The sequence below is a fragment of the Corallococcus sp. RDP092CA genome, assembly GCF_041903675.1.
Classification (GTDB): domain Bacteria; phylum Myxococcota; class Myxococcia; order Myxococcales; family Myxococcaceae; genus Corallococcus.
The window spans coordinates 76,008-101,088 of record NZ_JAYESI010000022.1 but is presented as its reverse complement, the minus strand read 5'-3'; the positions used below and the strand labels follow the sequence as shown (position 1 = coordinate 101,088).

The following is a 25,081-nucleotide window of genomic DNA, read 5'->3' as shown; positions in this document are numbered from 1 at the left end:
TCCGAGGCGCGCGCGAAGGCGGGTGCCCCGCTACGGCGCCGCGCCCGGAGCGGCGGCGGGCGACTGGAGGCCGGCGAGCTTCTTCTCCAGCGCCTCCACCTGACGCGCGGACACCTGCGCCGCGGGCAGCGTCTTCGCGAAGGCCAGCGCCTCCTCCAGCGTCTTCACCGCGCCCGCGGTGTCCTTGCGCGCGACCTGGATGTCCGCGCGGCCGGAGAGCACGGCCAGCCGCCGCGATCCCCGCACCCGCGCCAGGGCCCGGTCGCTCGCGGCGAGCGCGTCGTCGAGCCGGCCCGACAGGCGGTACAGCGTGGCGAGCCGCGCGGGCGGGTTGTAGTCCTGGGGCAGGTCCTTCTCGCTCTGCTCCAGCGCGGGGATGGCCCGCTGCGGCTGCTCCAGCGTCATCGCCGCGAGCATGCGGTGCGAGTCGAACACGCTGCGCGCCTCGGGGTTCGGCGCCTTCGCGGCCTCGCCCTCCAGGTACGTCAGCCACTGCTGGGCCACCTGCTTCGCGCCCTCGGTGTCCTTGTCCTGCTTCCGGGCCTCCACCAGCACCTCGTACAGGCCGGAGCGGTCATCCGCCTCCATCTCGATGGCGGGCGGCGCCAGCACCTCGCGCGCTTTCGCCTCCAGCGTGTGCCGCAGCTCCGCCGCCTCGGGCGCGCCCTCGGGGATGGCCAGCGCGCAGGTGAGCCCGTTGAGGACGCTGTTGGCCTGGTGGAGCGAGCGCGGCACCGTCGGCAGCTCCGCCACCGCCTTCCGCGCGCAGGGCACGTACTGCTTCGCCCCGTACTGCGCCATCAGCAGCGACTCCAGCGCGCGGCCCCGGCGGGACCAGTCCGCGGGGGCCTCCGCGAGCGCGAGCGACAGGGCCTCCGCGGCCTCCGCGGGCTTGCGCTCGCCGTAGAGGGCATCGCCCCGGGCGAGCAGCGCGTCCGCGCCGGTGGCGCCGCCCTGGTAGGCGCGCTCACCGTCCTCGAAGAGGCGCTCCAGCTGCGGCACCGTCGCGCTGCCGGCGAAGCGCAGCAGGGCCTTCTCCTCGCGCGGGTCGATGATGAAGAAGGTGGGCCAGAACTCCACCGGGTACTTCTCCTGGAACGCCGCGTTCTGGGTCAGGTCGGTGTTGAGCTCCAGCCACACGAAGCGGTCCGCGTGCTTCGCCAGCGCCTGGTCCGTGAAGACATACGCGCGCATGGAGCGGCAGGTGTGGCACCACGGCGCCCAGGTGTCGACGAACAGGGGCACGCCCTTCGCCTTCGCGTCCGCGAGCGCGCGGGCGTAGTCGTCCGGGATGAAGGGCAGCGGGCCTTCGGCGTGGGTCCCGGCGGACGCGGGCGCCGGCGCGTTGGCGTTCGTGGCCGTGCAGGCGACGGACCCCGACAGGAGCAGACAGGCGAGGAGGGAGCGCATGCGGCGCACCCTATCGCGCCTCTCCAGGGGTGTCCCCGGTGGACAGAGCGCGCACACTTGTCTGGGCACCACGCGGCGCGCGTGATGTCCTGCGCCTGGCCCCTATGCCCCTGAAGGACCCTCGCGCCCTGCGCACCGCCCTCGCGTCCGCCCTGGACGCCCTGCCCGCCTCCGAGCGCTTCCCCGACGGAGGCGACGCCGACGTGGCCCGCCGCCTGGCCGAGCGCCTGCGCCGCGACCTGCTGCCCCGCCTGGGCTCCGGCGCCGAGGACGCCCCGCTGCTCCTCGTGGCCATCGCCGGGCCCAACAACGTCGGGAAGTCCACGCTCTTCAACGCGCTGGCGAAGGCGCCCCTGTCGCCCGCGCGCCCCGAAGGCGGCCTCACCAAGCAGTGCCTGGCCGCGGCGAACCCGGAGACGTGGACGGGCGCGCTGAAGGACATGCTCACCCAGCGCTACGACATCGTCCCGGTGGCTGACGGCGCGGTGGCGCCGGTGGACGAGCCCGGGCCCGCGGGCCGGCTGTACCTGGTGTTGTCGGGCGTGGTGCCGCGCGGGCTGCTGGTGATGGACACGCCGGACTTCGACAGCGTGTACCGCGACAACCGCGAGCGGGCCGAGGCGCTGCTCGTCACGGTGGACGTGCTGGTGTTCGTGGTGAGCCGGCAGACGTACCAGAACGCGGCGCTGGTGGACTTCCTGCGCGCGGCGGTGGGCCACGGCAAGCCGTACCTGCTCGTCTACAACGAGGCCACGCGCGAGGACGTGGCGCGCGGCCACCTGGACAAGCTGGCCCAGGACGTGGGCCACCCGCCGATGGCCCGCTACCTGGCGCCGCATCAGCCGGACGTGGAGGCGGGGCTGAAGCCGCTGGCCACGGAGGCGCTGGATGGACGGCCGCCGCTCGCCGCGCTGCTGGGACAGGCCGAGCACGCGCGCGAGCTGAAGGCGCGGGCGCTGGAGGCCTCGCTGTCGGATGCGCGCTCGGAGCTGGACGCGGTGGCGCAAGCGGCGACCCGCGCGGCCCGTGAGCCGGAGCGGCTGCGGCAGCGGCTGCGGCACGACCTGCGAGGCATTGGCGCGCAGGCGGCGCTGAAGGCCGTGCCCGCGGACGTGCTCGTGGACGCGTTCCGCGACGAGCTGGACGCGCGCAGCACCTTCCACCGCTTCGTGCGCCTGCCGTTCCGCGGGCTGGCCACGGCGCTCACGTTCGTGAGCCGCAAGGTGCGCGACTCCTTCACCGGCCCCCGGCCCCAGGAGGCGCTGCCCACGCAGGCGGTGGATGCGTCGCTGAAGGACGGGCTGCGCAGGCTGGTGGACGCCTTCGCGCCGGAGGTGGCCGCGTGGCGCGGTGACGCGGAGACCCAGGAGAAGCTGGCGCGGGCCTTCGGCCCCGCGATGCTCGGCCGCCTGGATGCGCCGCTGGACCTGGGCGCGCTGCACGCGCACGCGGCGGACCGGGCGACGCTGTATGACTTCTGCCGCCAGTTGGTGGGCAGCGAGCTGCAGGGCGGCATGCGCGAGGAGCTGCTCCAGGCGCTCACCACCCTGGTGTACTCGGTGCCGTCCGGGGCGGCGGCGGTGGTGACGGTGGCCACCGGCGGCCTGGGCCATGACGCGGTGGTGTGGGCGGGGACGCTCCTGTCCACGCCGCTCCTGGAGCGCTTCGTGGACCTGCTGGGCGCCCAGGTGCGCGCGACGGTGACGCGCAAGTGGGCGGACGCGCACGGGGCCACGCTGGCGCAGGCGCTGGAGACCCGGTTCTTCGCGGAGCTCCTGTCCCACCTCGACGCCCAGGCGGAGGGCTGGCTGCGCACCGCCTCCACCCTGGAGTCGGCGCGGCGGGCGGCGGAGCAGGCGGCGGCCGCCTGACACGTCCCAGCCTCCGGGAGGGCGGCGAGACTTCGTGCCTCGCCGCCGCCGATGCGCCATGCTGGGTCCGCCATGACCGGTCCGGGCCCGGAAGCGGGTTCACCTCCCATCCTGTCGTTCCGTCACCTGCTGACCGAGTCCGTCAGTGCGTTCCTCGACGAGGCGGACATGACGTGTCCGCAGACGGCGGACGCCCTCAGCGAGCTGCTGGTGACGCTGTCGCGCTACCGCGAGGAGGGCGCGCTGCTGTTCCCCACCGCGTTCCTGGGGGACGACCTGGGCACGATGATGGAGCTGCTGGGCGGACATGATCCGATCCCCATCGGCGTGGGGCCGCGCAACCGCGCCACCATCCAGCGCGCGCTCAAGCAGTGCGCGCCCCTGGGCCAGGGGCGCTGGTGGGCGCTGTACCTGCTGCGTGAGCCGGCGGGCCTCTCCTACGGCATCTTCCGCACGGATCCGTTCCCCCTGGCGGAGACGCCCCTGGAGCGCCTGCGGCACGCGCCGGACCGGGGCGCGCGCGTGGTGGGCGTGTTGCAGCTCGCGGACAACATCATCGAGCTGCGCGGCTGTGGGGACCTGTGCCGGCACGTGTACCTGTCCGGCGCGCGTATCGATCTGGAGCCCCCCTCGGTGGTGCTGGACGCCCTGGCGAGCGCGGTGACCGAGCAGGTCCTGCCCTCCAGCCGTGAGCACGCGCGGGGCTTCTTCCGGCGGGTGCTCTTCGAGGTGATGCAGTCCTCGCACGGCACACTGGTGGCGGTGCTGCCCCGGGAGCGCGCGGGCTCGGCGCTGTTCGTGGACGGCATCCTGTTGCCCCGGCCCATGGACGTGGTGGCGCTGCTGGATCGTCACCACGCGACCCAGGACGACAGCGTGGCGTCGGCGGTGCGTGCGACCGCGCAGCTCCTGCGCGGCATGATGGCCACCGACGGCATCACCGTGCTGCGCGCGGATGGGTGCATCCTCGGGTACAACGTCTTCGTGCGTCACCCGGAGACCCTGACCCGGCAGCCGGGCTTCTACGGCGGGGCGCGGCGGCGGACGTACGAGGTGCTGTGCGCGGCCCTGGGCACCGAGCTCGCCGCGGCGTTCATCCGCTCGCAGGATGGGGACGTCGCCTGCCGTCGCGCGTGACGCTTCCGGCACGCGGATGGGTTCCGGTTTTGCGTGCTGTCCGGATTGCTTGCGGCCCAGAGGAATGGAGGACCCTGGAGGTCGCATGCGGCACGGGGTTTTGAGACGCGGGCGGAAGGTTGAGAACGTCAACCAGATCTGAAAGGCTGTGCGCGTTTTGCGCACTGCTCCCTTCTCCCTCCACGCGACCGCCGCGCTGTTCCTGCTCGCGATGTGCCTCGCGAGCACGTCCGTCGTCGCGCAGAAGCTGCCGGATGTGGTGGTGACGGGAGCCCCTGCGGCGCCCTCTCCCACTGAACCCGGTACAGGGATTTGCATGGCGTCCAACGTGTGGACGCGCACCGCGAATGAGTTTCCGCAGAGCCAATCGCTCTACACGGAGAGCCTGAACGCATACATGGAGGAGAACAGCGGAACGCGCATGACCTCCGTGCTGCGCTCCGCGTTCGACCTGTCGAACAACCTGAACGATGGTCGAATCCTGAGTTACGGCGACTTCGTCAACGAGGTCTCGGGATGTGCCCAGGGTGGCTGCCCCTTCCACTACAACGATCCGAACACCCGGTTCGTCTCTCGCTTTCGCGGCTACCTGAACGTCACCCCGGACATGGTTGGACGGGTCCTGCACTTCGGCTTCTACGCCGACGACGCGATCAGCCTCGTGCTGTTCGACAAGACCAGCAAGCGCTACGACGTCATCATCCGCCCGCCGGAAATCGGGGCGCCAACACGACGTACCACCAACTCCGTCACCTTCACCCAGTCCGGGCTCTATCCTCTTGAGTTGCTCTACGTGCAGATCGTGGAGCACTCCGCGCTGGAGTTCGCCATCCTGGACGGGTCGTTCACGGACTTCGACCGGCCCGCGAACCAGCCGCCAGTCGTCCCGCTCTACAACACCACCGGCACCACTAGCTTCTCACTGGTCCAGCCCACTCGGCTGTTCCAGACGGAAACCGGCCGACCGTCATTCCCTGACAACCTGGATCAGTGCGTCCAGTGCAACCGGCAGTTCGCGAACCAGCCCGGCAACGGCAGTTGCGGTCCGTCCTACTACTGCAACTCCGCTGCGCTCTGCGCGCCCTGTGACACGAACCTCCTGTGCGGCGACACGTGTTCTCCGTGCGGCCCCACCGCGCCCATCTGCGCCCAGGTCAGCGGCCAGTTCACCTGCGTCCAGTGCACCCAGAACAGCGACTGCGCCACCGGCCGCTGCGACACCACCACCCACGTCTGCACCGGCTGCGTCCGCGACTCCGACTGCGGCTCCGGCCAGGTCTGCGACGAGGAGAACTTCACCTGCGTCCAGTGCACCTCCGACGCGGAGTGCCCCGGCAGCCAGGTCTGCGACCTCACCGCCAACACCTGCGTCGAGTGCAACGACGACGCCCAATGCGACCGCGGCGAGTCGTGCTCCAACCACGTCTGCACGCCCTGCAACACCCAGGACGCCTGCGCCGGCAACTCCTGCAACTGCTGCCCCAAGGGCACCCAGTGCGCCGCGCCCACCCCCGGCGCTCCGCCCTCCTGCGTCGAGTGCACCACCGACAGCCAGTGCGCCAACGGCCAGCGCTGCGACACCCTGAACGGCGCCTGCGTCGACGCCATCCCGGAGTGCAACACCTCCGACCGCTGCGGCCCCGGCTGCTCCAAGTGCCCCGGCGAGCGCCCCTTCTGTCTCGACGGCGAGGTCTGCGTCCAGTGCCGCAACGACCTGGAGTGCGGCGACGGCCAGTTCTGCCTCAGCGGTGAATGCAGCTCCTGCACCACCGACAAGCGCTGCGGCCCGCGCTGTGACGCCTGCGACGGCGAGACCCCGTTCTGCCTCTCCGACGGCACCGTCCAGAACAGCGTGTGCGTGGGCTGCGTCAATGACTCCGACTGCGGCAGCGGCACCTGCGACCCCGCCACCCGCACCTGCTCCAACACCGGCGCGTGCGCCGTGACGTGCGCGGAGGGGCTCGTATGCGACGGCGCCGCGTGCGTCGAGTGCTTCGCCGATGCCCACTGCCCCTGCGGCGGCACCTGCGACCTCACCACCAACACCTGCCTCGAGTCCTGCTCCGACAGCGGCGACTGCCTGGGCGTCGAGTTCTGCTCCGCCCAGACCCAGCAGTGCGAACGCGGCCGCCGCAAGCCCGGCACCGAGCCCCAGGGCGGCGCCTTCTGCTGCGGCACCACCGCCGAGGACACCCCCGCCGGCAGCGCCGCCATGCTGGTCACCCTCGCCCTGGGCTTCCTCTTCCTGCGCTCCGCCCGCCGCGTCCGATGAAGCCCTCCCGCACGCCGCTCCTCCCGCTGCTGCTGGCGCTCGCGCTGTCCACCGCCGCCCACGCCGCGCCGGATCCGCGCTTCAACATCCAGGTCTTCCGCCCGTCCGGCGCGCCGCAGGACCTGGTGATGGTCACCCAGTCCCGGCCCCTGTCCCACCTGTCCGTCTCCGCCGGGCCCTACCTCAGCTACTCCATCAACCCGCTCTCGCTCGTCCCCAAGGACGGCGACCTGGGCTCCATCAGCCTCGTGGGCAACCGGCTCCAACTGGACGTCATGGCCACGGTGGGCCTCTTCGACTGGGCCGAAGTGGGCGTGGACATGCCGCTCGTGCTCCTCCAGGGCGGCCAGAACCTGGAGGTCATCGGCACCGAAGGCCCCGTGGAGAGCTTCGCCCTGGGCGACCTGCGGCTCATGGGCAAGGTGGCCATCCCCGGCCTGCGCCGCTCCGCGGAGGGCCACGGCTGGGGCGCCTCGCTCACGCTCAACGTCAGCTTCCCCACCGGCGTGCGGGAGGCCTTCGCCGGTGACGGCGAGCTGACCTGGGCGCCGGGCCTGGTGCTCGACTACCGCTTCGAGTCCGGCATCCTCCTCGCCTTCAACGGCGGCTTCTGGAAGCGGCCGGACATCATCTTCAACAACGTGGAGCTGGGGGACATGGCTCCGTTCGGCCTGGGCACGGAGGTGCCCCTCCTGCGCGGCAGCGGCATCACCGCGCTGGGCATGGTGAACGGCGCGTTCGGCCTCAAGAAGGCGCCGGGGCAGGAGCGGCAGATCCCCGCGGAGCTGCTCATCGGCCTGCGCTGGTACAGCTCGCTGGGCGTCACCTTCACCTTCGGCGGCGGCCTGGGCTGCGGCTGCTCGCTGGCGTCGCCGAACCTGAGCTTCTTCACGTCCATCCTCTGGGTGCCCGCCAAGACGCGCGAGTGGGAGGCCATCGAGCGCTTCAAGGAGCCACCCGAGCCGCCCCCGCCGCCCGTGGACCCCGACAACGACGGCGTCATCGGCGAGCGCGACCGCTGCCCCAACCTCGCGGGCCCGGTGGAGAACGGCGGCTGCCCGGACACCGACGCGGACTCCGACGGCGTGGTGGACCGCATCGACAAGTGCCCGGACGTCCCGCAGGGCAAGCGCGGCCGCGACGGCTGCCCGCTCGCGCGCACGTCGGGGAACAAGATCGTCATCCTGGAGCAGGTGAACTTCGCCACCGACCAGGACGTCATCCTCTCCGAGTCCTTCCCCGTGCTGGAGGAGGTCGCGCGGGTGATGCAGGAGAACCCGCGGATGGACCGCATCCTCATCGAGGGCCACACCGACTCGCGCGCCAGCGACCAGTACAACCTGGACCTGTCCAGGCGCCGCGCCGCCAGCGTGAAGCGCTTCCTCATCGAGACCGGTGTCGCCGCGGAGCGCGTGTGCTCGCAGGGCTTCGGGCGCAGCATGCCCCTGGCCGACAACGCCACGGAGGAGGGCATGGCCCTCAACCGCCGCGTCGAGTTCACCATCCAGCCGCCGAGCGACGGGCCGCGCCCGCCCTGCCCGGATGACGCGGGGGCCGCGCCCAAGAAGAAGGGCGGCAAGCGCCCCGCCCCGCCCGCGAAGAGGCCGTAGGGACTCCGTGGCCCGCCGCGCCAGGGCGGGCCCGCGCCGGAGCGGCGGACCTACTCGACGATGAAGTCCGCGGCGGTGCGGCGACGGCCGGCCACCACCGACACCACCGCGCGCCCCGGGCCCACGGCCGTCACGCGGCCCTCGGGCGACACCGTCACCACGGCGCTGTTCGAGCTGAACCACTCCAGCGGCACCTGCTCCAGCGCCACGCCGTTGCGGTTGTACGCGCGCGCCTGGACCATCACCGACTGGCCCTTCTTCTTGAAGGTGTACGAGGTGAGGTTCAGCCCCAGGCGCGCGAAGTCCGGCGGCACCACCTGCACGGCGATGGCGCGGCTCAGGTGCCCCAGCGTCGCGGTGATGGTGGCCACGCCGGCCGACGCGGCGATGAGCTCGCCGTTCTCCACGCGCGCCACGGCCTCGTTGGTGGAGCGGAAGGCGGGCGCCGCGTCCGCGATGACGTGGCCCGCCTCGTTGCGCGCCACCACGCGCAGCTTGATGGTGCGCCCCACCTCCACGAAGTCCGCCCCCGGCGCGCGCACGTCCAGCGACGCGAGGATGGTGAGGTCCAGCGGCAGCGCCGCCTTCGCCCGCCCCCCCTGCACCCCGATGATGGTCTTCCCGGACCTGCGCACCACCACCGTGCCGTCCTCCATCACGGAGGCCACCTCCGGCGCGGAGCTGGTCCAGCGCAGGCGCGCGTCCATCATCTTGCGCCCGTCCGCGTCCAGCACCGTGTAGCCAAGCGGCAGGTTCTGTCCCTGCGTGCGCAGATAGCGCAGCTCGGGCGGCTCCAGGGTGATGGTGGAGGGCGACGGTCCGCACGCGCCCAGCACAGCCAGCGCGAGGAGGCCCATGAGGGAAATGGAGAAGGAACGTGACGTCTTCACGAAGGCAGGCACGGGAGCGGGTGGGGAGCGGCCAAGTCTACCGGCGGACCCACTGGAGGGCGTGAAAACCGTGCGCGCCCGCGCCAAAGTCCGCGCGCCTGCACGCCTGCTGATGCATTTCCCGCACTTTCAGCGGCGGGGGGCCCGGGCCTCCATCGTCCCCAGCACCTGCGCGGCCAGGGCCTCCCCCTCCCGCCAGCCCGCCACCCGGGCGCGCTCCCTCGCCTGCTCCAGCCGCTCGCGCGCCTCCGGCGCCCGGCCGCCCGCCACCAGCAGGCGCCCGGCGTTGAAGTGGATGCGCGCCACCTCCTGGGCATCCCCGCCCTGCTCGGCCAGCGCGAGCGCGCGCTCCAGGTCCGTCAGCGCCTGGCCCGGCTCGCCCGCGAGGACCCGCAGGCCCGCGAGCTGCGACAGCGCCCGCGCCTGCCCCACCGCGCTGCCCACCGACCGCGCCTGGTCCGCCGCGCGCGTGAAGGCCACCCGCGCCCGGTCCAGCTGCCCCAGCCGCTGCTGCAACCGACCCAGCAGCAGGTAGTGCTCCCAGAAGAAGTCCGCCGCGCTCGGGGTCCGGTTCCCCATGCGCTGGAAGGCCCGCGCCAGCAGCTCCACCGCGGCGGTCGCCTCGCCCCGGGCCTCGCGCACCCTGGCCAGCTCGCACAGCACCAGGGCCTCCACCTCCGGATCCGCGCCCGAGGGGCCCTGCGCCATGCGGAGGCGCACCTCCGCGTCGTCCACGCGCCCCAGCTTCAGCTCCGCCACGGCCAGGCGCCGCGCGGCCTCCGCCCACCGGCCGGGCGTCTGCATCACCGGCACGTTGTCCAGCCACGGCGTCACCAGCCCGTCCACGGCGGCGGGGTCCACCTGCGTGAGGCACGCCGCCGCGCGGGCGAGCACGTCCAGCTGCCAGCGCACCACCGCCGCCGTCGCTCCGGGCGCCCGCCCCAGGGCCCAGCGGTAGAAGTCCACCGCCGCGCGCCACTCGCCCCGGGCCGCGAACCAGTCTCCCGCCCGCTCGCACGCGGCCGGCGCGCCAGCGGACTCCGCGCCCAGCAGGTGGTCCGCCACCCGCACCTCGCGGGCCGGCTCGTGCGCGAACGCCTCGTCCTCCAGCGTCTCCGCCAGCGCCTGGTGCGCGCCGCGCAGCTGCGGGAGGGACAGGCGCTCGCGCAGCACCTGCCGCGCCTCCTCGCGCGTGAAGCGGAAGATGCCGGGCTGCCCGGGCACGGGCGCCACCCACTCCGCGTCCTCGAGCACCTCCGCGCCGTCCGCGGCCGCCAGCGACGCGCGCACCAGCTCCGCGGAGAAGAGCGAGCCCTCCACCGCGGCCCGCTGGAGGAAGCGCAGCGCCGCGGCGGGCAGCAGCTCCAGCCGCGCCCCCAGGGCCTGCCCCAGGCCTTGCGGCAGCGCCGCTGGGGACAGCGGCCCGTTGGCCTGGAAGCCCCCCTCCGTGCGCTGCAACACCCCCACCGCCACCAGCAGCCGCACCAGCGCGAGCGCGTGCGCGGGGTTGCCGCGCACCCGGTCCGCCACCGCCCGCTCCAGCGACGGCGACAGGGCCATGCCCAGGCTCGCGGTGAGCAGCGCGTTCAGCTCCGACGGCGACAGGCCCTCCAGCACCGTCACGGGCAGGGACGCCAGGGCCGTGGGCACCGCGTCCACGTCGCCCGTGGCCACCAGCGCCACGCCCAGGTCCTTCGCCGCGAGCGCGCCCGCGAGCAGCGCCAGCGAAGGGCCGTCCACGCGGTGCACGTCATCCACCAGCAGCAGCAGGCCCGACGGCTTCGCCACCCGCTGGAGCGCGTCCACCACCGCCCCGTCCGCCGCCGGCAGGTGTCCGCCCGTCGGCGCGCCCCGCGCGAGCCTCCGCCAGAGCGCCGCGGCCTCCGCTTCGGAGAGGCCCAGCCCCGACAGCGGCGGCAGCGCCGCGTCGCCCCCCGTCGCGGCCCGCGACAGCGCGGTGAACACCGTGCGCCACAGCCCCATCGCCCCCGCAGAGCGGGGGTCTCCCCCCCACGCGTACACCACGCGCGGCGAGGCCCCCGTGGCCAGCTCCGCCACCGCCTCCAGGAAGCGGCTGCGGCCCACGCCCGTGGGCCCCACGAAGAGCCGCGCGCCGCCCTCGCCCTTGCGCGCCGACTCCACCACCACCGCCGCCTGGGTCAGCGCCTCGTCGCGTCCCACCAGCGCGTCCACGCGGGTCGCGGGCGCGCCGGACTCCACCCGCCACGCCGTGCCGCCAGGCAGCTCGCGCGCCACGCCGATGCGCACCCCGCCCGCCTCCACCAGCAGCGCCTTCACCGACGCGCCCACCAGCAGTTCCCCGGGCACCGCCGCGTCCGCCAGCGCCCGCGCCCGCTCCAGCCCCTGGCCGGACAGCCGGGGCGCCCCGGCCTCCGTGCTCACCCGCACCACGCCGGACTCCAGGCCCCGCCGCACCCCCGGCCCGGCGCCGCCCAGGGCCTCCGCGCACCTCAGCGCCCGCGTCGCATCCTCGGGGTGCGCCTGCGGCAGGCCGAAGGGCAGACACCAGTGCGTGTCCGACAGCGCCACCACCTCCACGTGGTGGCGGGTCGAGGCCTGCGCCACCGCGTCGCGCAGCCGGGCCGCGTGGGCCGGCTCACCGCCGACCACCAGCAGCGTGAGCCGGCGCATCTGCGCCTGCGCGTCCATCGCGCGGATCTTCACGGTGGGGCCCGGGGCGTCGTCTCCCAGGGCCGGGGGCCCGTCGTCGTCCTCGGCGGCGGGCGGCGCCTCGGCCAGCGCGGAGGCCAGCGGCGCGGGCACCTCCATCGTCGGGTCGGTGGGCGGCTCGTGCACCGCGCCGTCGCCGCGGCGGGCGGGCGCCTTGGCCGTCGGCGCGTCGGGGAGGGCCTCGTCGCCCAGGTGCACGGGCGGCTCGCGCAGCACGGGCATCGACGGCAGCCGCCGCGCGGCGCCTCCGGACGAGGGCGTGAGCGCCTTCGGCGCGGCGTCCCCGGGAGGCGTGAGCGAGTTGCCGCACGCGGGGCAGAAGCGGCTGGTCGCGCTGGTGGACTGGCCGCAGCGCGGACACGACACGTTGGAGGGTTCGCGAACCTGGGGCAGGCCGGGCTCGCCGCTGCCCGCGTCGCGCAGCCGCGCCAGCACCGCGTCGCCCACCAGCCGCGTCACCACCGCGGAGACGGACTCCTCCGGGGTCTCCGGCACGTCATCCAGGTAGGCCTGGAGCGCGCGGGCCACGTCCGCGCAGCGGGCGAAGCGCTGCCCGGGCGCGCGGTGGAGCATGCGCAGGATGATCTGCTCCAGCTGCGGTGACAGCCCCTCCACGAACTGCGAGGGCCGGGGCACCGCCGCCAGCGCGATGCGCCGCATGGCCTCCGCGGGGTTGTCCGTGTCGATGAACGGCCGGCGCGTGCACAGCTCCCACAGCACCACGCCCAGCGCGAACTGGTCGCTGGTGCCGGAGACGGGCTCGTTGCGCACCTGCTCCGGCGACATGTACCGCAGCTTGCCCTTGAGCACGCCCGTGCGCGTGCGGCTGGCGCGGATGCTCGCCTTGGCCACGCCGAAGTCCACCACCTTCGACAGGCCGTCCAGGCGCACCATGATGTTCTGCGGGCTGATGTCCCGGTGCACCAGCTCCAGCGGCTGGCCCTGGCTGTCGCGCGCGTGGTGCGCGTGGTCCAGCCCCAGCGCCGCGTCGCGGATCATCTGCGCGCAGACCCGGTGGGGCAGCGGCGTGCCGGCCCGCTGCGCCGCCTTCGCCAGGCGGCCCAGGTTCTCGCCCTCGATGTACTCCATGGCGATGTAGAAGGTGCCCTGCCACGCGCCGACCTCGTACAGCGAGACGACGTTCGGGTGGTTCAGGTGCGCCGCGACGCGGGCCTCGTCGAGGAACATCTCCACCGAGCCCTCGTGCTCCAGCAGGTCCGGCAGCAGGCTCTTGAGGATGACGGGGCGCTCGAAGCCGCTCACCCCCACCTGACGGGCCAGGAAGATCTCCCCCATGCCCCCCACGGCCACGCGGCGCAAGACCGCGTACCTGCCGAAGATGAGGGAAGACGGGGAAGCACCGGACACCATCGCCCTTGCACCGTACCCAGCGATCCCCATCCCCCGCCAGTCCCCGGCCCCTCGCTTTCGCATGGGAAGCCATTCGCCGCTCCGCCTCGGTGTGGGGTCCTGACGTACCGGGCATGCGGGGCCCGGACCCGGGCGCGACTCAGGCGTGCCAGGTCAGTCGGCCGGCCTGCTCGGACGTCCCGGGCGCGAGGGTCAACGGCGACACATACAGCCCGCGCCGCTCGCGCTTCCACCAGGCGCCGGTGCGCCGGCGCTCCTCCAGGGACGTCATCCGGTAGTCGTGGAGCACCGCGCGGACGAGCCGGGGCGGATGGTCCGGGAAGGGATTGGACGCGAACAGGCCCAGCACCTCCGGCGAGCCCTCCAGCAGCCGCTCCAGCAGGGCCAGGAACCACGAGGGCGGCGACCCCAGCGCGGCGAACCACATCTGCCAGTCCAGCCGGGGCTGGTGCGGGGCCACCTGGCGCGGCGGCCGGTCCACGGCGGACGTCTTGTAACGGAACGGGTACTCCACCCAGTGCACGCCGTCGTCCGAGCCCTCGATGGTGATCTCCGGCCGGTCCACCGTCATCACCGCGAACAGGCCATAGGAGTTCACCGAGTGCAGCGGCAGCACCCGGTCCTCCAGCCAGTCCACCGCGCGCACCAGGCGCTCCGGGCCGCGCGGCCACGCCCCCATGCGACGCAGCTGCTCCACGGCGCCCAGCGTGAGCAGCGGCACCGCCGCGACGGTGGACAGCGCCGTGCCCGACACCGACGGCCGCCGCGCGGGCCGGGCGTCGCGCCACAGCGCCTCCGGCAGCGCGCGATTCAGCGCCGCGTCGTCCAGCAGCCACAGCCCCAGGGCCAGCGACTGGACGTTGAAGAAGCCGTAGTTGCCCGTGGCCATGATGGCCGCCTGGAGCGCGGAGAGGATGCCGAAGGTGGCCTGCCGCACGCGCCGGGGACCGAAGGCGAGGAAGGGCACCGCCGTCTCCGCCGCCAGCACCGCCGCCGTGCCCGCGTGGCGCACCGCGCGCGGGAGCTGGTGCGCGGCCCAGCCGCCGCGCGTGGGCAGGGGCGCGGTCTCGAAGTACATGTCGCACGCGCTCAGCTCGCGCCACGTCCGGTCCCCCGAGTGGAGCTTGCTGATGCCGGAGCCGAAGTAGAGCCGGAACACGAGCATCCGGAAGAGCCCCACGTCCAGCGCGGACACGTCCCGCGCCCCCAGCCCGGGCCGCACGCCGCCCGGCGCGGTGAGCGCGCCCAGCAGCCCCATCTCCAGGAGCAGCACGTCCCACTGGAACGACAGGAACTCGCGGCCCAGCGACACGTAGGACAGGTACAGGCCCCACAGCGCGCCCGCGCTCAGGCGAGGGGCCACGTTGAGGAGCAGCGCCAGCGACAGGGCCTGCCCCACGCGGCAGCCGCGCACCAGCGCCGCGTCCGACGCGTCCCTCCAGAACACGGAGGGGCGGCGCCAGCGGCCCTGCGCGGCATGGCGCTCGGACTGCGCCACGTCGCGGATGGGGCGGATGCCCTTCGCGCCGTAGAGCCCCAGCACCTGCCTGCCCAGCGACGTGAAGGCGATGAGGAACGTGCCGCCCAGCAGCCGCAGGAAGGCCCAGCGCACCAGCCGGTGCTCCGCGGGCTCCGTCACGCGGCTGAACAACCACGTGTCCCACCGCGCCGCGCGCCGACGGTGGCGCGCGATGACCGAATACACGGCGTCCGCCACCTGCCGGACGCCGGGCGCCAGGCCCAGCCGCGCGGCCAGCCGCGTGCTCCAGCGAGGCGACCAGGCGAGCATGCGGAAGACGGCCTCCGCGCCGGCCGAGCGGCGCCCCGACGGCTCCACGAGCTGCATCGCCCGCCGCATGTCCCTCTTCGGGATGCCCAGGAGCTTGAGCAGCCAGCCGCTCCCGCGCGCGAAGCGCACGCGGCCCCCGGTGTCCTGGCGCCAGCGCGCCACCCAGCGCCTGCAGAAGCCGCAGTCTCCATCGAACAGCACGAGCGGTCGCGGCTCGCGGGTCATCGCGCGCATCGGGTCTCTCCTCCGTCCGATGACAAAGGTGCGCGCGGCGGGAGGGATGCGAAGGGGGCGGGAGGGCCCGCTGGAGGGGCAGGCGGGCGGCGGAGCGCGCCCCCCTGTCATCCGGGGACAGGTGCCTAGCTTTGTCCGCATGAGCGAGCCCAAGGCCCAGGCGAAGAAGACGGAAGAGATCGTCCCCGGCGTGCACCACTGGACCGTCTCCGACGACCGGCTCGGCGGCATCCGCAGCGACGCCTACGCGGTGGTGGACGACGACGGCACCGTCACCCTCATCGACCCGCTGCCCATCGACGAGAAGGCCCTGCGCAAGCTGGGCGACATCGACGCCATCGTGCTCACCGCCGGCAACCACCAGCGCTCCGCGTGGCGCATGCGCAAGCTGTTCGGCGTGCCCGTCTGGGCGCCGGAGGGCGCGCAGGGCCTGGAGGAGCAGCCGGACTTCGAGTACGTGAACGGCACCACGCTGCCGGGCGGCCTCAACACCTTCCAGACGCCGGGGCCCACGGAGGCCATGTACACGCTCTGGCTCCAGAAGAGCCCGCACGCGGTCGTGTTCATCTCCGACCTGCTGTCACACGAGGGCCGGCGCACGCCCACCTTCGTCCCCGGCGAGTACCAGGACGAGCCGCTGCGCACGCGCACCAGCATCCAGCGCATCCTGGACCACCTGCCCATCCAGACCGTCTGCTTCGCGCACGGCGCGCCCATCCTCAAGGACGGCGCCAGCGCCCTGCGCAAGGCCCTGGAGCAGGACGACGAGTTCCCGCACGCCCCCGCGCCCTGAGCCTCAGCCCGGCGGCAGCTCGCGCACCAGCACGTGGCCGTCATCCTGCCCCGGAGGCGCCAGCTCCAGCCGGGCGCCCCGCTCCGCGCGGTCCAGCAGCGCGCCCAGGGACAGCAGGTCCGTGACGGGGATGCGAGTGGCGGGCGCCGGAGAGTCGCCCCGGACCATCGCCCGGGCCACGCGGGCCTCGTCGCTCAGGTCCGTCTCGTAGACGAAGGTGCGCTCGTCGTAGTCGTGCCCGCCGGGGGCGCGCCCCACCAGCCGCATGGGCCCCAGCCGCGAGTGCACGCGCACGGCGGGGTTGTCCCACTGGGTGACGCCGCGCAGCCGCTTCGCGCGCACCATGCCCAGCGTGAGCAGCTTCACCCACGCGGACGCGCCCCGCCCCGGCAGGAAGCTGAACAGCGACACGCCCACGAACAGCCCCGGCGTCAGCGACGGCGCCACGTAGCAGGCCGCGCCGATGGCGGACTCCTCGTCCGCCAGCAGCAGCCGCTCGCGCGCGGGCGCCTTCAGCAGCCGCGCGGGACAGCGCAAGAGCCCGATGGCGCCGGGCATCAGGTACAGGTCCGACAGCACCCAGCGCGGCACGCCGAGGCCGCCGAACGCCAGCTGGTTGAGCGTGAGGTACTGCCGCGCGAGCTCCGCGTCGTGCTCCGCCAGCAGGTGCGTCACCGGGATGCCGTACGGCGCCAGGTCCAGCGACGGGACATGCACGCCGGAGCCCAGCGCCTGCAACGACAGCTCCGGGGTCGCGGCGAAGAACGCCCGCGCCAGCGACGCGAGCTCACCCGCCATCGGCTTCCAGGTCCTTCGCCACGACGTCCAGCCGGTACTCGGGCGGAAGCGTGACGCGCGAGGCCTCCACCGACGCGCGCGACACGAGGCAGCGCGACGAGCCGCCGCCCTTCTCCGTCAGCTCCGGCATGGGCATGGACACCACGCGCATGCCCAGGCGCTCGAACAGCGCCACCACGTGCGGGGGCATCACCGTGGGCGCGAGCAGGTCCCTGCCCAGCGGCAGCCCGTTCGTCGCGTAGCGGCGGATGTCCGCCTCCGTCACCCGCGCCATCCGGTGCGCGCCGAAGCGCTGCTCCAGGAGCGCCACCGACTCCGGCGCCATCACGTCCGGGCACACCACCAGCCGGTCCACCGCCGGCAGGGGCAGCACCGCCATGTTCCCGTGGAACGCGGGCTCGCGCACCTGCACGCGCAGCACCTCGCCGGGGAAGAACCGCTGGGCCGCCTCCAGGCCGTCGAGCGTGGTGCGCCCGCCCCAGGACAGCAGCGTCACGCCGTCGAACGTGGCCACGTCGCCGTGCGCCTCCCAGATGCCCACGCCCGGGTCGACGACCTCCATCCCCAGGCGCCGGGCCAGCGGCGCCCAGTGGTCGCGCTCCGTGAAGCGATGCGCGCTCAGCATCCTGGGCAGGAGGAACAGCGGCGCCTGGCCCTCGCGCGCCACCACCTGGCCGCACTCGGCCGCGTAGGGCATGCCCGTCAGCGCGTCCGACGGCGAGGGCAGCGCCACCACCGTGCCGCCCCGCGACTCGATGTGGCGGGCGAGCGCCAGCCACTCCCGCCGCGCGCCGCGCGCATCCGCCGGAGCGGCCTCCCGGCTGCGGAAGTTCGAGCGGCCTCGCAGCGCCCAGCCCCGGCCCGGGGGCGACATGAGGAAGAGGTCCATCATCCCCCCGCTTCTAGCCGCCGGCCCGGGGGCCCACAATGCATCCAGCCCCCTCCTCCGCCCGCCCGAAGCCCGGCCGTCCGCCGCTCCACAGTGGATGTTCATTTCATCCGGCGCGGGCCCTCGCGCTGATCCCTCTCCAGCCTTGAGAAAGCAGTCTGGCAAAATGCCACGCCTGCACGTCCCCTCTCATTTCCACTCGAAAGGGGGTTGCCCCACCGCCCCGTGCGCATGGCATCCTCCCCCCTTTCGAGCACGAACGGGCTGGGGATTCATGCACTTCGAGTTGGCCTTCGTGTTGCTGTTCTCCATCGCGACGGCGGTGGCGATCGCGGCGCGCTACTTCAAGTTTCCGTACACGGTGGCGTTGGTTCTGGCGGGGCTGGGCCTGGGCATCGTGCATGCCTTCGAACCTCCGCACCTGACGAAGGAGCTGCTGTTCGCGGTCATCCTGCCGGGCCTGCTGTTCGAGGCGGCGTTCCACGTGGACTTCCGCAAGTTCATGAAGAACAAGCTGGCCATCACCTCCATGGCCATCCCGGGCGTGGTGGCGTCCATGGCGCTCACGGCGCTGCTGCTGTCCCCGGCGATGCGGGGGATGAACCTGCTGGAGGGCTTCGGCCTCATCCACGCGATGGTGTTCGCGTCGCTCATCGTGTCCACGGACCCCATCGCGGTGGTGGGCCTGTTCAAGGCGCTGGGCGCGCCCAAGCGGCTGGCCATCCTGGTGGAGGGCGAGAGCCTGCTCAATGACGGCACCTCCGTGGTGCTCTTCACGCTGGTGCTGGGCGTGGCCGGCGGCCAGTCCTTCACCGTGGGCGGCGCGGTGCTGGACTTCATCAAGGTGGCGGGCATGGGCGCCGTCATCGGCGGGGCGGTGAGCTGGGCGGCGTCCAAGGTCATCCTCCGCGTGGAGGACGCCATGGTGGAGATCACCCTCACGGTCATCGCCGCGTACGGGTCCTTCGTGGTGGCGGAGCACTTCCACTACTCGGGCGTCATCGCGGTGGTGGTGGCGGGCCTGCTGTGCGGCAACTGGGCGGCGCGCCTGGGCATGGGGCCCACCACGCGCATCGCGGTGGAGAGCTTCTGGGAGTACCTGGCGTTCGCGCTCAACTCGGTGGTGTTCCTGCTCATCGGCCTGGAGGTGCAGCTGACGTCGCTGCTCCAGTCGTGGCTGCCCATCCTGCTGGCGTACGGAGCGGTGGTGCTGGGCCGCGCGGTGGTCGTCTATGGCGTGTCCGGCCTGCTGCGGTTCACGTCGGAGAAGCTGCCGTGGAAGTGGAGCGCGGTGCTCACCTGGAGCGGCCTGCGCGGCGCGGTGTCCATGGTGCTGGTGCTCGGCCTCCCGAACGACTTCGCCCACCGCGAGCTGCTGGTGAACATGACGTTCGGCGTGGTGGTGCTGTCCATCATCTTCCAGGGGCTCACCATGGCGCCCCTCCTCAAGTGGATGGGCATCACCGGCCAGAAGGACGTCTACCAGGAGCAGTACGAGCTGGCCCGCGGCAAGCTGGGCGCCATCCACGCGGCGCTCGCGTCCCTGGAGGCCATGCGCCGCGCGCGGGAGATCCCGGTGGACGTGCTGGAGCCGCTGGAGCGGGACTACCAGCAGAAGGCGCAGGCGGTGGAGCAGGAGCTCACCACGCTCAAGCAGCAGTCCAACCGCTTCCACGAAGAGGAGGAGCAGGAGGCCATCCGCCGCGTCCTCATCGTGGAGAAGGCCGCCCTCTTCAACGCCTACCAGCAGGGCACGCTCAACAAGGAGGTCTTCGAGCACCTCACCGCGGAGCTGGACGAGCGCATCGCCAAGGCCAAGGACGCGGAGGCCCACGTCCCGGCGGAGGACGCCCAGGCCTCGCCGCCGCCGCAGGCCCTGGCCTCCTGAGCGCCGTCAGCTCGCGTCACCCTCGACGCGCGACTGGAGCACCGCGCCCAGCACGGCCGCGGTGTCCTCGCGCAGCCGCGACAGGTGCGTGTAGAGCACGTCCTCCACCTGGGCCACCGTCTCCCTCGGCGCGCCCGCCTCGCGCAGGCCCGCCAGCACCGCGTAGGCGGCCACCGCCAGCGGCCCCACGTAGCCGCGCGACTCCTCCCAGAACTCCTCGAAGCACGGCACCGCCTCGCCCGCCACCACGCGCGACAGCCGCCCCAGGCACGCCTCCCAGTAGGCGCGGTGCGCGTCCCGGGCCGCGTCGTCCGCGAACGGGCCCTGGCGCAGCTCCAGGCGCGTGCCCCCGTCCGTCGCGTGGAAGGTCAGCTCCGCCCGGGTGCGCCCCGCCGGCACCGGCCCGCCCTCCCAGTCCATCTCCAGCGCCAGGAACCGCCCCGGCGCCACCTCCACGATGCAGCCCACCTGCGCGAACGCCCGCCCCGCCGCGTCCCGCAGGCCCACCCGGTAGGGCTGGCCCAGCGCGCCCGGGTCCGGCGCGTGCGTGCGGTGGCAGCCCGGCGGCGCGCCGAACCAGCGGCGGATGAGCGCGGGCTCCGAGAGGGCCGGGAACACCGCGTCCGGCGGCGCGGGCAGCCTCCACTCCAGCGTCAGGTCGCTCACGCCCGCACCCCCGAGCGCGTGCGCAGCTCGAAGCGCGGCACGTTCGCCAGCAGCGCCGCCGGCGCGCGGTACTGCTCCACCACCAGGCTGATCCGCGACTCCGACAGCCCCGGCGCGCCGGAGGTGACGGCCTCCACCTCATGCAGCAGGTCGCCCCGGAACATCACCAGCGCGTTCTGCTGGGGCGCCAGCTCCGCCACCTGCCCTCCCCGGTGGTACAGCCGCAGCGCCCCGCCCCGGAGTTCCTTCGGAACCTGGACATACAGCACGCTCACCGCCACCGGGCAGCCGATGCTCGGGCCGTAGAACTCGAGGCTCCGGTCGATGTGCGCCGCCACGTTCCGGCCCTGCCCCACCAGCAGCGGGTTGAGCAGGAAGGCGTTGCACTCCGGCAGCAGCGTCTTCGCCAGGTACGGCGCGAAGGCCGGGAAGCGCTGGTGGACCTCCGGCAGCGCGTCCCGCCGGAACGTCAGCGAGAAGCCGTACGTCCCGGAGAACTGCCCGGACAGGTTCGACTCCCCCAGCAGCGACGAGCCCAGGATGGCCGAGCGGATGGCGGCCATCGTCTCCTCGGGGAGGACGTCCGGAGTGCGGTGGAAGAAGGTGTCGAGCCGGAAGGCCCCACCCCACGGTGGCTGGAAGCGCATGGCCCGGAGTCTACCCACCCACGCCGCGCCGCCCCATCCCCCGCCGCCCGGGGCCGGGCACGCCCACGCCCCCTCCAACACAACGCGTCAAATCAGGATAACGCAGCGCATCAGGAGCAATATCAATTTCGCTTATTTATCAGTTATCAAGCCTAAGCCGAATTCTCAGCCATCCCACCTTGCGACCTCCGGCCGTTCCGACTTTCTTCGGACAAGCTACGAAGTCCCCCTTTGTAGCGCTCGCCGTCCCACGCCCCATCCACCCACGGGAGTTCGCAACCATGAGCCGAAGCAGACTCACGGGAATCGCGCTCGCATTCCTGGCCGTCAGTTGTCTGGCGGTGCAAGCCGCAGAAGCCGCCACGTATGGCGTCACGCCGTCTGGCTCATCCGCCGTCTTCTACGTCGACACGACGGACTGGGCGGACATCCACTACAAGCTCAACGACGGCGGGCAGCTGAACATCCGCATGACGGTGACGGGCGGTCGCAACCAGTACACCGTCACGGGCCTGAGCAACGGCAACACCATCGACTATTTCTTCACGTACTGGGACACGTCCTGCGGCTGTGCGCGGGACACGACCTGGACGCGCTACACGCATACGGGCACCGGCGGCGGCACGGACGCGGGCACGGGCACTCCCGACGCGGGCAGCGGCGTGGACGCGGGCCCTCCGCCCAGCGGCGACGCGGGTCCGGTGGTGCCGCTGTTCACCAGCGCCACCGCGCTGGAGCCCGCCACGGTGGAGAACACCGCCACGGCCCTCATCACCCGCGTGGGCGACCGCGTCCGCGACCGCCACATGCGCGAGGACGAGTACCAGGCCTACGACCACTACCTGAGGCTGTACTTCGAGAAGCGCACCCACTGGATCGAGATCGTGGACGAGGTCGCCAAGGGCGGCAGCGTCATCACGGTGAACCTGTACACGATTTATCCGTATGACTCGCCGGACTTCCGCGCGTTCTTCCGCGGCATCAACACGGTGGCCGAGTACTGGCACAACGCGGACTTCGTGAAGGTGAACGACTACAAGTACACGTCGTCGGTGAACTTCAACGCCAAGGAGGGCCGCGCCATCCGCAACGGCGACCGGATGGAGCTGGAGATCGGCGTATTCCTCCAGGGGCCGGTGGAGGGCCGCTTCAACTACTACTCCACGGTGATGCTCTACATCGTGGGCCAGGGCGGCATCGTGCCCTTCGAGGGCCAGGGCTCGCTGCGCGACTCCTTCCCGCTGCCGGAGAAGGCCTGGGCGGGCGGCCGCGGCACGCTGCACACGCCGTTCTCCAACGAGCCGGACAACCGCTTCCTCCAGATGGCCACCAACCTGGCGCCGGTGAGCGCGCAGCCCTTCGTCGAGGGCCGCCGCCTGCACCACACGAACTTCCGCGACGGCAGCCACTCCGAGCCGGACAACCCCCTCTTCACGGCGCAGGCGAACAAGCTGGGCAACAACTACGTCAACGTGTCCTGCATCTCCTGCCACAAGCAGAACGGCCGCGGCCTGCCGCCCTCCACCACGAACACCACGCTGGACAACTACGTGGTGAAGGTGGGCAAGGTGAACGGCAGCGCGGTGACGGCGGACCCCGCGCTGGGCTTCCGCCTGCAGCCGCGCGCGGTCAGCGGCACGCCGGAGGCGGACGTGCGCATCAGCGGCTGGACGACGACGGCGAGCGGCACGCTGCCCGGCGGGGCGACGTACCAGCTGCGCAAGCCCAGCTACAGCTTCCTCAACGTGACGCCGACGAACTTCTCGCCGCGCATCACGCCGCAGCTCATTGGCATGGGCCTGCTGGAGGCAGTGCCGGAGTCCCAGATCGCGGGCCTCGCGGACCCCAACGACGCGAACGGCGACGGCATCTCCGGCCGCATGCAGACGGTGAAGGACCCGGAGACGGGCGTCACGCGCATGGGTCGCTTCGGCTGGAAGGCGGCGGCGGCGCGCGTGAAGCACCAGGTGGCCGAGGCGCTCAACAGCGACATGGGCGTGACGACCAGCGTGTTCAAGACGCAGGACTGCGGCTCGTCGCAGCAGGGCTGCGCGGGCACGAGCGTGGAGCTGGCCGACAGCGACCTGGACAAGCTCACCCGCTACATCGCGCTGCTGGGCGTGCCGGCGCGCCGCGACCACTCGGACGCGACGGCGCTCCAGGGGGAGGCGGTGTTCAACAACGCGGGCTGCGCGAAGTGCCACGCGCCCACGCTGACCACCAGCCAGTACGCGGCGATGAACGAGTTCCGCAGCCAGACCATCCACCCGTACACGGACCTGCTGCTGCACGACATGGGCCCGGGCCTGGCGGACAACCTGCCGGAGGGCCAGGCCTCCGGCGCCGAGTGGCGCACGCCGCCGCTCTGGGGCATCGGCCTGACGGCGGGCGTGTCCGGCGGTGAGGCGTATCTGCACGACGGCCGCGCGCGCAACGTCACCGAGGCCATCCTCTGGCACGGCGGCGAGGGCGAGGCCGCCCGGCAGGCCTTCGTGAACCTCAGCGCCGCGGACCGCAACGCGCTCTTGAAGTTCGTGAACTCGCTGTAGGGCGGCGGGCCGGCTTCGCACACGGACGCCGGGCGGGAGGGGCCACCGTGAGCCCCTCGCGTCCGGCGTCGTGTCGTCTCAGGGCGCGAGGGGCGTCTCTTCGCGGCCCACGGTGCCGACGTTGCCGTCGTAGGTGTTGGCGCTCTGGGTGAGCGTGGCGTTCTTGAAGACGAAGACGCCCCAGCCGGCGCCCTGTGACACCAGTGAGTCGGTCAGGGTCAGACTCCCCCGCCCCAGGGCGCCTCCCACGGAGATGTTGGCCCGAATGCTCCCATCCCGCGTGAAGTAGTCACAGCAGAACGAGTCCGAGCCCCCATGGCTCACCTGCGTGTGGTCGAGGACGTTGTCCGGGCTCAGGGAGCGGATGGAGAGGCCCTTCCAGTATCCCGGCGTCTGCGTCCTGCCCGTGAACACGATGGGCGCCTGCGCCGTCCCGCGCGCCACCAGGGAGCCGGTCTCCGTGATGCGGAGGCCAGACTCGGCCTCGAACTGGAGGCGCACCCCCGGCTCCACCGTGAGCGCCCCCGAGTACTCCAGGGTCGTGTCCGGCACGCCGGTGGAGACCCCATAGGGCACGTCCAGCCTGCGCAGCGTCTGCGCCGTGGCCGTGTCCGCGACCGGCGCCGCCTGCAGATGGACGACGTTGTCGCCGTTGGCCTCTGGCTGGGTGGAGCTGCTTCCGGAGTAGATGCTCGCGCCGTCCAAGGCCCCCGCGACGGACAGGCTCACGACCGCGGGGGCCCCCACGTTGCCCCGGAAGAGGTTGCGCGAGAACCCCGGCAGCCGCCCCTTGTTGAAGACGAACAACCCGTTCGTGCCGCTCTTCTCCAGCGTCGCATCCACCAGCCGCACCTGGCTGATGCCTCCCAGCTGGGACCCCACCACCACTGCCCCCGCGGCATCCAGCCCGCCGCCAGCGCCATAGAAGAAGTCACAGCAGAACGGCTGCTCGCTGCCCGCGTAGGAGATGACCACGTGCTCCAGCGCGTTCTCCGGCGTGTTGGACTTGAACGCGAGCCCCTTCCAGTAGCCTGGCGTGAGGGTCTTCCCCGTGAACAGGATGGGGGCAGCCTCGGTCCCCACCGCGTGGAGGGAGCCGGTCGAAGTGACGAGCAGTCCTGCTTCGGGGCCAAAGCGGACCACGGTGCCAGGGGCGATGGTGAGCGCGTCGCGCACCTCCACGACCCCGGTCACCTCATAGGAGCACTGCTCGTCCCCCGGCGCCCAGGCCGCTGCGGAGGTCAGCGCATCGGAGATGGTCCGGACGCAGAGCCCCCCGGTGGGCGGGGCGTCGCCGGTGTCATCGTCTGGAGCGGGCTCCTCTCCGCCGCAGGCCACCAGCAGCGGGACCACCGCGAAGGGAAGGAGAAGGAGGCGGAGCAGCTCGGGTTGGATGCGCGTCATCGTTGGATTCCCCAGGAGTGCAGGCAGCGGCAGAGGCCGGGTTCGCCCATGGGTTACGCCAGCGCTCGCGCCTATTCCCCGCAGGGGGTGGAAAACTGGAGCGCCCCGGCCACGGCGGAGGCTTCGCCAGGGACGGCGCTCCCCCACCAAGGCGGGACCACATCCGCGGAGG

At 72.8% G+C, this 25,081-nt stretch carries 16 protein-coding genes; 7 read left to right on the top strand and 9 right to left on the bottom strand.

From position 1 onward, the window contains the following. Positions 1–30 precede the first annotated feature (30 nt). Positions 31–1,410: a thioredoxin family protein gene (locus tag U8525_RS22965; RefSeq protein WP_374268428.1), complete on the bottom strand. Its 1,380-nt coding sequence runs from the start codon at positions 1,408–1,410 to the stop codon at positions 31–33. 104 nt (positions 1,411–1,514) lie between these two features. Here U8525_RS22965 and U8525_RS22960 point away from each other — a divergent pair, with 104 nt between their 5' ends. The 4 genes from U8525_RS22960 (at position 1,515) to traB (ending at position 8,300) form a co-directional block, all read left to right on the top strand. Next, the gene (locus tag U8525_RS22960; protein ID WP_374268427.1) at positions 1,515–3,281 is read left to right on the top strand and encodes a GTPase; all 1,767 of its coding nucleotides are present in this window, start codon (positions 1,515–1,517) and stop codon (positions 3,279–3,281) included. Positions 3,282–3,353: 72 nt separating this feature from the next. Next, entirely contained in the window at positions 3,354–4,418 is a 1,065-nt protein-coding gene (locus U8525_RS22955; RefSeq protein WP_374268426.1) for a hypothetical protein, read from the top strand. Between the two features lie 211 nt (positions 4,419–4,629). Next, positions 4,630–6,690: an outer membrane exchange protein TraA gene (traA, locus tag U8525_RS22950; protein WP_374268480.1), complete on the top strand. Its 2,061-nt coding sequence runs from the start codon at positions 4,630–4,632 to the stop codon at positions 6,688–6,690. Then, the gene (gene traB / locus U8525_RS22945; protein WP_374268425.1) at positions 6,687–8,300 is read left to right on the top strand and encodes an outer membrane exchange protein TraB; all 1,614 of its coding nucleotides are present in this window, start codon (positions 6,687–6,689) and stop codon (positions 8,298–8,300) included. Before traA ends, traB begins: the two co-directional genes overlap by 4 nt. A gap of 50 nt (positions 8,301–8,350) precedes the next feature. On the opposite strand, the gene U8525_RS22940 is transcribed toward traB, so the two are convergent. The 3 genes from U8525_RS22940 to U8525_RS22930 all read right to left on the bottom strand — a co-directional run bounded on the left by U8525_RS22940 (position 8,351) and on the right by U8525_RS22930 (position 15,275). Then, positions 8,351–9,157 carry an Ig-like domain-containing protein gene (locus U8525_RS22940; protein WP_374268424.1) on the bottom strand — a complete coding sequence of 269 codons (807 nt, stop codon included), beginning with the start codon at positions 9,155–9,157 and terminating at the stop codon, positions 8,351–8,353. 162 nt (positions 9,158–9,319) lie between these two features. Beyond that, a complete protein-coding gene (locus U8525_RS22935) occupies positions 9,320–13,192 on the bottom strand; it encodes a protein kinase (RefSeq protein WP_374268479.1) in 3,873 nt (1,290 codons plus the stop codon). A gap of 199 nt (positions 13,193–13,391) precedes the next feature. After that, the gene (locus tag U8525_RS22930; protein WP_374268423.1) at positions 13,392–15,275 is read right to left on the bottom strand and encodes a lipase maturation factor family protein; all 1,884 of its coding nucleotides are present in this window, start codon (positions 15,273–15,275) and stop codon (positions 13,392–13,394) included. Positions 15,276–15,414: 139 nt separating this feature from the next. On the opposite strand from U8525_RS22930, the gene U8525_RS22925 reads away from it, so the two are divergent. After that, positions 15,415–16,068, top strand: coding sequence for an MBL fold metallo-hydrolase (locus tag U8525_RS22925; protein ID WP_374268422.1), 654 nt, complete (start codon positions 15,415–15,417; stop codon positions 16,066–16,068). A gap of 3 nt (positions 16,069–16,071) precedes the next feature. On the opposite strand, the gene U8525_RS22920 is transcribed toward U8525_RS22925, so the two are convergent. Further along, on the bottom strand, positions 16,072–16,866 hold the full coding sequence (locus tag U8525_RS22920) for a hypothetical protein (protein WP_374268421.1): 795 nt from the start codon (positions 16,864–16,866) through the stop codon (positions 16,072–16,074). Then, positions 16,856–17,758, bottom strand: a complete 903-nt coding sequence (locus U8525_RS22915; RefSeq protein WP_374268420.1) for a dimethylarginine dimethylaminohydrolase family protein — start codon at positions 17,756–17,758, stop codon at positions 16,856–16,858. Before U8525_RS22915 ends, U8525_RS22920 begins: the two co-directional genes overlap by 11 nt. A 271-nt stretch (positions 17,759–18,029) precedes the next feature. On the opposite strand from U8525_RS22915, the gene U8525_RS22910 reads away from it, so the two are divergent. Then, a complete protein-coding gene (locus tag U8525_RS22910) occupies positions 18,030–19,643 on the top strand; it encodes a Na+/H+ antiporter (protein ID WP_374268419.1) in 1,614 nt (537 codons plus the stop codon). Between the two features lie 6 nt (positions 19,644–19,649). Here the strand turns inward: U8525_RS22910 and U8525_RS22905 are convergent, their stop codons facing one another. Continuing rightward, on the bottom strand, positions 19,650–20,309 hold the full coding sequence (locus U8525_RS22905; protein ID WP_374268418.1) for an SRPBCC domain-containing protein: 660 nt from the start codon (positions 20,307–20,309) through the stop codon (positions 19,650–19,652). Beyond that, a complete protein-coding gene (locus tag U8525_RS22900) occupies positions 20,306–20,956 on the bottom strand; it encodes a 2OG-Fe(II) oxygenase (RefSeq protein WP_374268417.1) in 651 nt (216 codons plus the stop codon). The genes U8525_RS22905 and U8525_RS22900 overlap by 4 nt, the downstream gene beginning before the upstream one ends. A 281-nt stretch (positions 20,957–21,237) precedes the next feature. On the opposite strand from U8525_RS22900, the gene U8525_RS22895 reads away from it, so the two are divergent. Further along, complete coding sequence (locus U8525_RS22895) at positions 21,238–23,505, top strand: di-heme oxidoredictase family protein (RefSeq protein ID WP_374268416.1); 2,268 nt, start codon at positions 21,238–21,240, stop codon at positions 23,503–23,505. 78 nt (positions 23,506–23,583) lie between these two features. On the opposite strand, the gene U8525_RS22890 is transcribed toward U8525_RS22895, so the two are convergent. After that, on the bottom strand, positions 23,584–24,909 hold the full coding sequence (locus tag U8525_RS22890; protein WP_374268415.1) for a hypothetical protein: 1,326 nt from the start codon (positions 24,907–24,909) through the stop codon (positions 23,584–23,586). Between the last annotated feature and the right edge of the window lie 172 nt (positions 24,910–25,081).